The 12,279-nt window shown below is 63.6% G+C and carries 10 protein-coding genes and 1 tRNA gene; 5 read left to right on the forward strand and 6 right to left on the reverse strand.

Features of this window, described 5'->3' with window-relative positions; all coding sequences use genetic code 11:
• Nucleotides 1-42 precede the first annotated feature (42 nt).
• The 6 genes from rho to argS form a co-directional block, all read right to left on the reverse strand.
• On the reverse strand, nt 43-1,881 hold the full coding sequence (gene rho, locus EET10_RS20215; RefSeq protein ID WP_063468495.1) for a transcription termination factor Rho: 1,839 nt from the start codon (nt 1,879-1,881) through the stop codon (nt 43-45).
• A 267-nt stretch (nt 1,882-2,148) separates the two neighbouring features.
• Entirely contained in the window at nt 2,149-3,096 is a 948-nt protein-coding gene (thrB, locus tag EET10_RS20220; protein WP_036400740.1) for a homoserine kinase, read from the reverse strand.
• 223 nt (nt 3,097-3,319) lie between these two features.
• On the reverse strand, nt 3,320-4,402 hold the full coding sequence (thrC, locus tag EET10_RS20225) for a threonine synthase (protein WP_036400349.1): 1,083 nt from the start codon (nt 4,400-4,402) through the stop codon (nt 3,320-3,322).
• Nucleotides 4,399-5,724, reverse strand: a complete 1,326-nt coding sequence (locus tag EET10_RS20230; RefSeq protein WP_036400351.1) for a homoserine dehydrogenase — start codon at nt 5,722-5,724, stop codon at nt 4,399-4,401. Before EET10_RS20230 ends, thrC begins: the two co-directional genes overlap by 4 nt.
• Before the next feature lie 3 nt (nt 5,725-5,727).
• Nucleotides 5,728-7,071: a diaminopimelate decarboxylase gene (gene lysA / locus EET10_RS20235; protein WP_174719748.1), complete on the reverse strand. Its 1,344-nt coding sequence runs from the start codon at nt 7,069-7,071 to the stop codon at nt 5,728-5,730.
• Nucleotides 7,072-7,130: 59 nt separating this feature from the next.
• Nucleotides 7,131-8,783 (reverse strand): arginine--tRNA ligase, encoded by a 1,653-nt coding sequence (gene argS, locus EET10_RS20240; RefSeq protein ID WP_036400354.1) that lies wholly within the window; start codon nt 8,781-8,783, stop codon nt 7,131-7,133.
• Nucleotides 8,784-8,908: 125 nt separating this feature from the next.
• Here argS and EET10_RS20245 point away from each other — a divergent pair.
• The 5 genes from EET10_RS20245 (at nt 8,909) to EET10_RS20265 (ending at nt 12,158) form a co-directional block, all read left to right on the forward strand.
• Nucleotides 8,909-8,981: transfer RNA gene (locus tag EET10_RS20245), tRNA-Arg, on the forward strand.
• Nucleotides 8,982-9,232: 251 nt separating this feature from the next.
• On the forward strand, nt 9,233-9,460 hold the full coding sequence (locus tag EET10_RS20250; protein WP_063468502.1) for a helix-turn-helix domain-containing protein: 228 nt from the start codon (nt 9,233-9,235) through the stop codon (nt 9,458-9,460).
• Between the two features lie 48 nt (nt 9,461-9,508).
• Nucleotides 9,509-9,997: a hypothetical protein gene (locus EET10_RS29990; protein WP_174719705.1), complete on the forward strand. Its 489-nt coding sequence runs from the start codon at nt 9,509-9,511 to the stop codon at nt 9,995-9,997.
• A 62-nt stretch (nt 9,998-10,059) separates the two neighbouring features.
• A complete protein-coding gene (locus EET10_RS20260; RefSeq protein ID WP_063468492.1) occupies nt 10,060-11,121 on the forward strand; it encodes a hypothetical protein in 1,062 nt (353 codons plus the stop codon).
• A gap of 473 nt (nt 11,122-11,594) precedes the next feature.
• A complete protein-coding gene (locus EET10_RS20265) occupies nt 11,595-12,158 on the forward strand; it encodes a type IV toxin-antitoxin system AbiEi family antitoxin domain-containing protein (RefSeq protein WP_122502832.1) in 564 nt (187 codons plus the stop codon).
• Nucleotides 12,159-12,279 lie beyond the last annotated feature (121 nt).

Consider the following 12,279-nt stretch of genomic DNA (forward strand, 5'->3'; position numbering starts at 1 on the left):
TGCGCCCGCGCATTCCCCGCGACGGGCACCGAAATCAGCCGGCTAGTCGTTGTCCATGCTGCCCGGTGTGGTCTTCGAAACCTGGACGAGGAACTCGTAATTGTTCTTCGTCTTGCGCAGCTGCGACATCAACAGGTCGATGGCTTGGTGGGCATCCAGGCCCGACAGCACGCGGCGCAGCTTGTGCACGATGGCGAACTCGTCCGGCGAGAGCAAGAGTTCGTCCTTGCGGGTGCCCGAGGGGTTCACATCGACGGCCGGGAAAACTCGGCGCTCCGAGATCTTGCGGTCCAGCTTGAGCTCGGCGTTGCCGGTGCCCTTGAACTCCTCGAAGATGACGGTGTCACCGGTGGACCCGGTCTCGACCATCGCGGTGGCGATGATGGTGAGCGAGCCGCCTTCCTCGATGTTGCGGGCGGCGCCCAGGAAGCGTTTGGGTGGGTACAACGCGGTGGAGTCGACACCACCGGACAGGATCCGGCCCGACGCGGGTGAGGCGTTGTTGTAGGCCCGCCCCAACCGGGTGATCGAGTCAAGCAGCACCACGACGTCCTTGCCCTGTTCCACGAGCCGCTTGGCACGCTCGATCGCCAGCTCGGCGACCGAGGTGTGGTCCGACGGCGGCCGGTCGAACGTCGAGGCGATGACCTCGCCCTTGACCGAGCGGGTCATATCGGTGACCTCTTCGGGCCGCTCGTCGACCAGCACGACCATCAAATGGCATTCCGGATTGTTCTTGGTGATCGCGTTGGCGATGTCCTGCAGGATGGTGGTCTTGCCGGCCTTGGGCGGCGACACGATCAGCGCCCGCTGGCCCTTGCCGATCGGCATGATGAGGTCGATGACCCGGGTGGTCAGCCGCTCGGTCGTCGTTTCCAGGCGCAGCCGCTGGTTGGGGTACAGCGGCGTCAGTTTGGAGAAATCAGGACGCTTCTTGGCGTCTTCCACCGATCCGCCGTTGACGCTATCTAGGCGCACCAGCGGGTTGAACTTTTGCCGCGGATTTTTGTCGCCCGCTTCTCCTTCTCGGGGCACCCGGACGGCACCGGTCACCGCGTCACCACGGCGTAACCCGTTCTTGCGCACCATGTTCATCGATACGTAGACGTCATGCGGGCCGGCCAGGTAGCCGGACGTGCGCACGAATGCGTAATTGTCAAGCACATCGAGGATGCCGGCCACCGGCTGGAGGACGTCGTCCTCACGCACCTCGGCTTCAGCGCCTTCACCCGACCGTTCGCCACGACGCCTGCGGTCGCGGAACCGGCGGCCCCGGCGGCCCTGCCGTCCTTCGCCGTCCTCGTCGCCGCGGGCCTGCTGGCCACCTGAGCCTTGCTGCTCGCCATCCGACTCTTCCCGTTCGTCGGTCTTGTCGGCTCGTTCGTCGGTCTTGTCGCCTCCTTGCCCAGGCCGGCCCTTGGCGTCCTCGTCAGTAGTGGTCGCATCCTCCCCGGCAGCAGCTTGGTTGCCCGATTCGGCCGCGGATGTGCCCGCCTCACGCGAGGACTTGCGCCGTTCCCGTCGCTGGGTCTCACCCGAGTCGCTCCGGCCCTCTGCGGGGACTTCTTCCGCAGCGTCAGCCGCGGCGGCCACGGTCGGATCCGATCGGTCGGAGTCTTGGGGTGATGTCGAGGCGGCCGAGGCGCCGTTGGCGCGCCCGGTGATCTCCTGAATTGCGGCGATCAGTTCGTTCTTGCGCATACCCGACGTCCCTTTGACGCCGGCGCGATTAGCCAGGGCACGGAGCTCGGGCAACACCATGGTGGACAATGAGCCGCCCGGCACCCTGGTATTGACGTCTGAAGTGTCTTTGGTCACGGATTCCGACTGCGTGTCGGCGTTGGTGCTTTCGCCAGCCGTGATGAGGTCCGTATCAGTCACGGATTTCCTTTCTTCCCCCGCTGATCACGTCATACGGGGGGTTCGTTGCATTCGGCCAAATCGCCGAGTGCGCCCAATCATCGACTCTGCAACGGTGATCGCCTGGATCGGCGGCGAGTACGGCGAACCTCGTCCACGAGAAGAATTGGTGGTGTCCTAGCGGCAAGGCAGTATGTATGCAGATGCAGATGCTGCGATTGCTGGACGGGTCCGAGGATAGCCCGCTTCCCGGCCGGAAGCAAGCAAACCCTCCCGTGGCGCTATGTATCAATCAATGGCGGGGACTCCCGGGCACCAGCGAACTCCGTCTCCGGCAGTCATGGCAGTTACCGCGAAGCCATGCGCGGCCCCGTACTCCAGCGCCTCTGAAGGCAGTTCCGGTTCCGTCGTCATGGTGATGAGCGCTGGACCAGCCCCGGAAATCGTCGCTGCCACATTATGACGCCGCAGCAGCCGCAGATATTCCGCCGAGGCCGGCATGGCCGGCGCACGCTGGGGTTGGTGGAGCACGTCTTCCGTGGCCGGTATCAGCAGATCGGGCCGTTGAGTCAGGGCGACCACCAGCAACGCGACGCGGCTGATATTGAAACGCGCCTCGTCGTGGCTGACCAGTGCCGGAAGCAGCACACGCGTCTCCGCAGTCGACGACCGCTCCTCGGGAATCGCCGAAAACAGGTGGATATCGGGATGAAGGCGCAGGGGCACGGCCGAGTAGTTCGGGCGATCCTCCGTGCGGTCGATCCAGGAAACCACCGCACCCCCGAGCACCGCAGCCGCCGCGTTATCGGGATGACCCTCGAACTCCGAGGAAAGCTGAATCAACTGAGCCTCGCTTAGCGGCGTCGAACCAACCTGTGCCGCAAGGCCGTTGACAATCGCTAGGCCGCCGACCACGGCTGCCGCGGAAGAGCCCAGACCGCGCGAGTGCGGGATGGCGTTGCGGCAGCGAACCACGAGGCCCCCGGCTCGGGCGCCAACGGCCCGCAAACCGTGCCGGATAGCGCGCACCACCAGGTGCTCGGGACCCAGTGATACCTGATCGGCACCTTCCCCCTCGACCATCACCGTCAAGCCGGAATCCGTTGTTTCGACCTCGATCTCGTCATAGAGGCTCAATGCCAGACCGATACTGTCGAATCCCGGACCGAGGTTGGCGCTGGATGCCGCCACCACGGCACTCGCCGCCAGCCCGGCAGGCAGTGACTGGGTCACCAACAGGCCTCCGTCGGGCCCCCAGCGCCCGGCTCCGCCGCGCTTGCGATCGCCACGGTGCCGGATCGATGGCGACCCGCCGCGCCCGGCTCCGCCGCGCTTGCGATCGCCACGGTGCCGGATCGATGGCGACCCGCCGCGCCCGGCTCCGCCGCGCTTGCGATCGCCACGGTGCCGGATCGATGGCGACCCGCCGCGCCCGGCTCCGCCGCGCTTGCGATCGCCATTAGGCCAGGCCCAGCTGCTCGACCACGGCGACCGGGTCAACCGGCAGCGGAGACACCAAAGGCATGTCCTTGAGCGCGGTGTCGGGATCCTTCAAACCGTTGCCGGTCACGGTGCACACCACCGTCGACCCGCGGGCCACCCACCCGTCGTCAATGGCTTTGAGCAAGCCGGCGACGCTGGCCGCGGACGCGGGCTCGACAAAGACGCCTTCGGCACGAGCGACCAGGTGATATGCGGCCAAGATCTCCTCGTCCGTAGCGGCCAGGAAGCGCCCGTTCGATTGCTGCTGCGCCTCGACGGCTTGCGTCCACGACGCCGGAGCCCCGATGCGGATCGCGGTGGCGATGGTCTCCGGGTGGCTCACCGGCTTGCCGAGGACCAGAGGCGCTGCGCCGGCCGCCTGGGTGCCGAGCATGCGGGGCAGCTTGTCGATCATCCCCTCGCGGTGATACTCGGTGTAGCCCTTCCAGTACGCGGTGATGTTGCCGGCATTGCCCACTGGAAGTGCGTGCACGTCGGGCGCGGCGCCGAGCGCGTCGACGACCTCAAAGGCCGCCGTTTTCTGGCCCTCAATGCGGACGGGATTGACCGAGTTGACCAATGAGATCGTCGGGAAATCGGCGGCCATCTTTCGGGCCAGCTCCAGGCAATCGTCGAAGTTACCGTCGATCTGAATGATCTTGGCGCCGTGCATAACCGCCTGAGCCAGCTTGCCCATCGCGATCTTGCCCTGCGGTATCAGGACCGCGCAGGTGATGCCGGCGCGGGCAGCGTAGGCCGCCGCCGACGCCGAGGTATTTCCGGTCGACGCGCACAATACGGCCTGCTGCCCGCGGGCCACCGCATCGGTGACCGCCATCGTCATGCCCCGGTCCTTGAAGGAACCGGTGGGGTTGAGTCCCTCGACCTTGAGATGAATTGTGCAACCGGCCTGTTCGGAGAGCCTGGTGGCCGCGATCAGGGGGGTACCGCCCTCGAGAAGAGTGACCGGGCTCCAGTCGTCGCCCACCGGCAACCGGTCGCGATAGGCAGCGATCACGCCCGGCCAGGGCCGGTGGGTGGCAGTTCGCGGGGTGGTCACAGGCCGGTTCCTTCCAATCGCAACACGCTTGTCACATCCTGTACGACGTCCAGATCGGCCAGCGCTGCAACGGTTTCCGAAAGCGCGGCATCGGTAGCGAGGTGGGTGACGACTACGATTCGGGCACCCACCCGTTTGCCGCCTTCATCGGCCACGCCTTCCTGGCGAACCTCGGCAATGCTCACATCATGCTTGGCGAATTCCGCTGCCACCGAGGACAATACACCCGGCTTGTCGGCCACGTTCATGCTGACGTAATAGCGGGTTGAAATCAAACCCATTGGCGCGATCGGCAGTTGGGCATACTTGGATTCGCGTGGCCCACGACTACCGAGCACCCGATTACGCGCCGCCATCACCAGGTCGCCGGTCACCGCCGATGCGGTGGGCGCACCACCGGCGCCCTGACCGTAGAACATCAGCCGGCCCGCGGCCTCGGCTTCGACCACCACTGCGTTGAATGCGCCGTTGACGGTGGCGAGCGGATGCGTCAGCGGTACCAGTGCCGGATAGACGCGAGCCGAAACTCGTTGTTGCCCATCATCATCCGTGATCCGTTCGCAGATGGACAGCAGCTTGATGGTGCAGCCGAGGGCGTGAGCGGTCTCGAAGTCGGCCGGCGTGACCTTGGTAATGCCCTCGCGATAGACGTCGTCGGCGTGCACCCGGGTGTGGAACGCGATGGATGCCAGGATCGCGGCTTTGGCCGCGGCGTCGTAGCCTTCGACGTCGGCGGTGGGGTCGGCTTCGGCGTAACCCAGCGCGCTCGCGTCGGCCAGGGCACTCTCGTAGTCGGCGCCGGTGCTGTCCATCGCCGAGAGGATGTAGTTGGTGGTGCCGTTGACGATGCCGGCCACCCGCAGCACAGTGTCACCGGCCAACGACTGCGTCAGCGGGCGAATCACCGGTATGGCTCCGGCGACGGCCGCCTCGAAATAGAGGTCGACATGCGCGCTTTCCGCGGCCTGGGCCAGTTCACCGGTGGACGTGGATAACAGGGCCTTGTTCGCCGTGACGATGGATTTCCCGTGCTCGAGCGCGGTCAGGATCGCCTTGCGAGATGGTTCCACCGGTCCCATTACTTCGACGACGATGTCGACGTCTTCGCGCGAGACGAGTTCTTCGATGTTGTCGGTCAGCAACTCGACCGGCACCCCGCGGCCGGGCGCCACCCGGCGAACCCCGACACCGCGCAGCACCAGTGGGGCCCCCACCCGGGCAGCGAGATCGTCAGCGCTTTCCTCGATGATGCGGACCACCTCGCTGCCGACATTGCCCAGCCCGAGAACCGCTACGCCGACCGGCTTTTCATCACCCGGCACAGGTCACCTCACCTCCAGACTCAGCAGATCGTCGACCGTTTCCCGGCGCAGGACCAGACGCGCCTGTCCCTGTCGCACGGCTACCACAGCGGGACGGCCGATCAGGTTGTAACGGCTTGACAACGAATAGCAGTAGGCGCCGGTCGCGGCCACCCCGACCAGGTCGCCGGGAGCTACATCGTCGGGCATCCACGTATCGCGCACAATGATATCGCCGCTCTCACAATGCTTTCCGACGAGACGTGCGGGCACGGCCGGGGCATCGCTGACTCTCGACACCAGGCGGACGTCGTACTCCGCGTCGTAAAGCGCCGTGCGGATGTTGTCGCTCATGCCGCCGTCGACGCTGACATAGCGCCGGATTGCCGTGGCGCTCACGTCGACATCCTTGACGGTGCCCACCTCGTACAGCGTGATGGTGCCCGGTCCAGCGATAGCCCGTCCGGGCTCAACCACCAGCCTCGGGATGGACAGCCCCACCGCGACGGATTCGTTGCTCAAGATGGCGCTCAGTTTGGCCGCCAAATCACTGATCGGCGGCGGATCGTCAGCGGGCACATAGGAGATGCCCAAACCGCCACCGAGGTCGACGGTGGACAGCTGCGCCGTCTTCTCGGCGCCGAATTCGCCGGCGACCTCGCGCAGCAGGCCGATGACGCGGTGTGCGGCGATTTCGAAGCCGGCGACATCGAAGATCTGCGAACCGATGTGGCTGTGCAGGCCGACCAATCGCAGGTGGTCCGCGGCGAAAACTCGCCGAACCGCTGCCATCGCTGCGCCGCTGGCCACCGACAGCCCGAACTTCTGGTCTTCGTGTGCGGTGGAGATGAATTCGTGGGTGTGGGCCTCGACGCCGACGGTGACCCGCACCAGGACATCTTGAACTATGCCTGCCTGCACCGCGATGGCGTCAAGTCGCTCGATTTCAATCATCGAATCCACAACGACCTGGCCCACACCGGCTTTGACCGCAGCCGTCAACTCCGCGACAGACTTGTTGTTGCCGTGCAGGGTGATTCGTTCTGGAGGAAAATCAGCGTGCAGTGCGACGGCCAACTCCCCGCCGGTGGCCACATCGAGGGAGAGGCCTTCCTCGTCCACCCAGCGCGCGATCTCGCTGCACAAGAATGCCTTGGCGGCGTAGTACACGTTGTGCCCGCCGCCGAATGCTGCGGCAATTTCTTGGCAGCGCGAGCGGAAGTCGTCCTCGTCGATGACAAACAGCGGAGTACCGTACTCCTGAGCCAGCTCGGTCACCGGTACCCCGGCAATGCAGGCTACACCCGATTGGTCGCGAATCGTGTTACGCGGCCACACATTCGGGGCGAGTCGCAGCAGCTCCTGCACCGACTGCGGGCGCGTGGGCCGGTTGTCTTCGGTGTGTCGTGGGGCGACCGGGTGGGCGTTCACATTCGCTCCGGTGCGGTGACTCCGAGTATTGACAGGCCGTTGGCAATGACCTGGCGTGTGGCCTGGCACAGCGCCAAGCGCGCTACGTGCAGGTCGGTGGGCTGCTCGTCACCTTGCGGCAAGACCCGGCAGGAGTCGTAGAAGCGGTGGTAGTCGCCGGCCAGGTCCTCCAGGTAGCGGCACACTCGATGAGGCTCACGCAGGGCTGCCGCGGTTTCGAGCACCCGCGGGAACTCGCCGATGGTCCGCAGCAGTGTGCCCTCTTTGTCGTGGCTGAGCAGCTCCAGGTGCGCGGTGTCGGGTATCAGTCCCAGTTCAGCGGCGTTGCGCGCCAGGGCGGATAGCCGGGCATGTGCGTATTGGACGTAATAGACCGGGTTTTCATTCGACGCCGAAGACCACAGCGCCAGGTCGATGTCGATCGCGGTGTCCACCGAGGAACGGATCAGGCTGTAGCGCGCGGCATCCACGCCGAGCGCTTCGACCAGGTCGTCGAGGGTGATGACGGTGCCCGCCCGCTTGCTCATCCGGACCGGCTGGCCGTCACGCACCAGGTTGACCATTTGGCCGATGAGCACTTCAACGGTCGCCGGATCCTCACCGAATGCGGCGGCGGCCGACTTGAGCCGGGCGATGTAGCCGTGATGGTCGGCGCCGAGCATGTAGATACACAGGTCGAAACCGCGCTGCCGCTTGTCGAGGTAGTAGGCGAGGTCACCGGCGATATATGCCGGCTTGCCGTCGCTCTTGATCACCACCCGGTCCTTGTCGTCACCAAAAGCACTGGTGCGCAACCATGTTGCGCCGTCCTTTTGATAGATGTTGCCGGTCTCGCGAAGCCTTGCGATGGCCTGGTCGACGCGACCGCTGGTGTGCATCGAGTCTTCGTGGGTGTAGACGTCGAAGTCGGTGCCGAACTCGTGCAACGACTCTTTGATATGGCCGAACATCAGGTCGACACCGATCTCGCGGAAGGTTTCCCGCATCTCGGGTTCGGGCAGGCTCAGCGCGTCGGGAGCCTTTTCCAGCACGTGCGCGGCGATGTCGGTGATGTAGCTGCCGGCGTAGCCGTCGGCCGGGGTGGGCTCACCCTTGGCGGCGGCGATCAACGAGTTGGCGAACCGGTCGATCTGTGCGCCGTGGTCGTTGAAATAGTATTCGCGGACCACGTCGGCACCCTGCGTGGTGAGTAGCCGGCCCAGCGCGTCGCCGACGGCGGCCCAGCGGGTGCCGCCGATGTGAATCGGCCCCGTGGGGTTGGCCGAGACGAATTCCAGGTTGATTTTCTGTCCGGCCAACAGGTCGGAATGCCCGAAATGGTCGCCGGCGTCGATGACGCTGTTGACGATCTGGGCCTGCGCCGAGGTTTCGACGCGCAGGTTGATGAATCCCGGTCCTGCTACTTCTGCCGACGCGATGCCGTCAGCTTTCGTCAGCGTCGCGGCGAGCCATCCGGCCAGTTCGCGTGGGTTGACACCGACCTTCTTGGCGAGCTGCAATGCCAGGTTGCTGGCGTAATCGCCGTGTTCGGGATTGCGTGGCCGCTCCACGAGGACCGTCTGAGGCAACACAGACGTGTCGAGGCCATGCTCGGCCAGCACCGCAGCGGCGGTCGCTTTGAGCAGCTCAGCCAGGTCGGCGGGGGTCACGAACGTCCATCCTATGGTCTGGGCCGCTCGGGGCTCGAACCCAGAGCGGTGGCCCGGCGGCAACCGCGATGCGCTAGTCTGTCCGTGCTTGTTCAAGCCCCAATGGCGCAACATGGTGTTGATGCGCCCCCGTAGCTCAGGGGATAGAGCGTCTGCCTCCGGAGCAGAAGGCCGCAGGTTCGAATCCTGCCGGGGGCACCCCATTTGACCTGTGAAAATGCCCGAAATACAGACGGCTTACCTATCCGCTACCCATTCCGTTGCCACCAGCACGCTAACGTTCGGTTGCTGGCGCGCCGCCGTGGCGCGAGCTGCGGGGTATCGCTCGGCCAGCACACTTGGCCGTGTCCGCGTTGTGCCGCGTGGCCTGCGCAGACCGCACCGGTTCGCGCAGTCTGCTACCTCGGCCTCGCGGGAGGATGGTGACCCCGGAAAGGGTTTCAGTCACCATGTCTAAGTCCAGTTCTGGCGCACAAACGTCCAAAGCCGTAGCTACGGAGATTTCGCCGCGCCGACTGATCTCCACCACGAAGGCCGCCGACCGCCTGAACGTGTCCCCCGGCACCATCCGCCAGTACATCGCGGACGGCAAGCTACGGGGCTACAAGATCGGCGGATTGATCAAGTGCGACGTCAAAGAGCTAGACGCGCTGATCGTCACGATTGACAACTCATGAGCCGCGCTTTGGCAGCAGTTCGAGCAGTTCCACTCGAATAATCCCGGCGTGTACGACGCGCTGGTCTACTTTGCGAGGCAGTGGGTTTCCAGGACCGGGCGGCACAGGTTAGGCGTTGCAAATCTTTACGAGCGGGCGAGGTGGGAATTAGCAATCACCACAGATGACCGCGATGACAAACTGAGCAACAATCACAGGGCCTTCTACGCTCGGCTGATTATGGCGCAAGAGCCGGACTTGGACGGCTTGTTAGTACTACGTCCCTCCGAAGCTGATGAATGGATTGAGAAACGCAATATGGACACACATATTATTGCCCTGTGTAAAGAGAACACGTATCGCTGGGAGCTAAAGCGAGTCAGCAAAACCGAGATTCTGCTAAGCAACAAAAGGTGCGCCATTCGATTCCCGTTCACCTATGAAGGGACACTAAAGGTCAAGGAGGCAGCCGGCGGTCAGAGGATCAAGATTGAACCGCTCTTGAAGCAGTGGATACGTGCCGAGACCGTCAGACTCCACCAGGGTGAGTCTGCATAGCTTGTCGTACCTCTATGCAACACTTGCCCACATAGCTTTCCGTGAGGTGGATCGGGGTATGAATGGACACGGGTTTCTCGGCTACGCAGCTGTACTCGGCGTGCAGGCTCACGTTCACGCACTACTACGAACCGGCTGACCACACGCCACGGCTGCTGTACGGCACCGGCTTCATCACAGGATTCTCTACGCCGGACAATAGATTCGCTTTGGTGACGAACCGTCACCTGACCGATATTCCATGGGTTGAGCCGAACCGCGATGGAACCGTACTAAAGTCCGTGAAGGTCGAATTGTGGCAGAGTAAGAACCTCCGGATAGAATTTGACATTCAGGACCCGACCACATACTTTCACGTTGACCCGTATATCGACATATGTGTGATTCCATTCGGCCCGGCCATCGACACGAATGCGAAAGGCTACCCCTTTGACAAGATTGAAAATCTGATTCCGGACCTGAGCGCCGAATTTCTTGAATTCAAGCACGGTTTGAGTTGGGAATACCTCCTTGAGTGTGAAACTTTATGGGGCGAATTGGGACCCGGCGAGTCGGTGGCCTTTCCTGGCTATCCGATCTGGTTTGACCGCCTGCAGAACAGGCCTGTTTTTCGCTCGGGCGTGATTGCAAGCGATCCCCAAACGGATTACCGGTCAAATTCTGGCGAGCCGACAATCCACGACGGAAACCAACAGATACTGTTCGACGCCTTCTCAACCAACGGCAACTCGGGAAGCCCTGTGTTCGTAGCGCAACGCGGTATCCCGCCGGTCGACCTCCAATTGCAGTTGGCCCCAGGAAGTTCAGCACAGCCAGCCAATGCCAGGCTCGAATTCAGCGGCTACCGAAGGTCTTTCCTCATCGGGATCAACGCCGGGCATTTCAATGACGTCGACTACAAGCAAGTGGAGGAAGAACGCACCGACGAAGGTGCCGACGAGACCGAGACGGTCAGCGCGGACGCGATTGGGCTCAGGCAATCCGCCAATGATCATGCAGGCCTATCTCGGATGCACAAGCTGTCAGCGATCATGGAGATTCTTCGCGCCAACGCCGACACCGAGGCTTCAGCAGAGGTGTCCTCCCGAATTCTCATCCGGAAGCCAGCGGAGGATGACGCGTAGGAGAGCTCACCGAGGGCGGAACGTAACCGTGGCGGGTGGTGGCGGGACAGGTGTAGCGTGTCGCGCGCACCTGTAGCCGGGTGTGCAAGGTTCGGAGCACCCCGACAGCTATCAGTGACCCGCATGAGTCGCGAGTAGCGCAGCGGGCGGCACTGTCGAAAAGGACCAAGGGCACGTTGAGGCGGCCCGTGCGCAGGCTTGTGCACGCGAGGACCCCAACAAACGCGTCGGCTGATGACCAGTCGTATCTACGCGTTTTGGAAGGGGTCTTTCTCTTGACTATCGACACTCACGCTTGTTCTGGTTCCGATGATTGCTAGTTGCGCAGTCGTCAGCCTTGGTCGCGACCATACGCGGCGGCACGTTGCGCAGAAACGGCCCATTTTCAGTACGGATTGTACCAACGATGATGGCAAATTCGTACCGAATATGGTACGGTTTGGTCAGCGACGGCCTGGCGGAGGGAGGCAATGATGACGTACCGTCAGGATCTATGGGAGATTGCTGCGGAGCATCACGGCATCTTCACCACGCGACAGGCTGAAGATGCGGGCGTCCCGGGTGTCGAGGTGCGCAAGCTGGCCGCACGCGGAGCGCTTACCCGGATAGGGCACGGCGTCTACCGCCATGCCGGTGTGCCAGCTGATAAGTGGACCGAGCTGGCGGCAACGCTGGCCCGTGTCGGTGAGGACGCCTTCCTGGAAGGCGACACCGTCTTAGCGATGTTCAACCTCGCTCTGGTCAACCCGCCGAAGATCTTCATCGGTACGCCGCGCCGTCGGCGTACCGCGCCACCGCCGCACACCGTTGTCACAGTTCGGCCCCGAGCGACAGAGGACGGTTTGACCACCTACGAGGGCTTGCGCTGTGTCACGGTTCGACGCGCACTCCTCGACGGGGTCCCCCATCTCCTTAGCGAACGCGTCTTACAAGCAGTCGCCGAAGCTCAGCGCCGCGAACTCATCGACGAACGGGATGCCGCCGAGATCCGTGGTGCTATCGCAGCCCAGAACCGGCTCCTAGCTCAAGCCCGCTGACGATAACAACTCGGCCGAAATCTTCAGCGAGTAAGGACAACTCATCACTACCCACGACTCCGCAATTGCGGCCTTGGACGCACTTGAGTACCCCGGTACTCCCGTGAACCTGGTCCAATTC

Origin of the sequence: Mycobacterium pseudokansasii (assembly GCF_900566075.1) — a bacterium.
Classification (GTDB): Bacteria; Actinomycetota; Actinomycetes; order Mycobacteriales; family Mycobacteriaceae; genus Mycobacterium; species Mycobacterium pseudokansasii.

Coding starts and splice junctions, on each gene's coding strand:
- EET10_RS20260 (WP_063468492.1), top strand. CDS start 10,060: ATGGACACGGGTTTCTCGGCTACGCAGCTGTACTCGGCGTGCAGGCTC.
- EET10_RS20265 (WP_122502832.1), top strand. CDS start 11,595: ATGACGTACCGTCAGGATCTATGGGAGATTGCTGCGGAGCATCACGGC.
- EET10_RS20250 (WP_063468502.1), top strand. CDS start 9,233: ATGTCTAAGTCCAGTTCTGGCGCACAAACGTCCAAAGCCGTAGCTACG.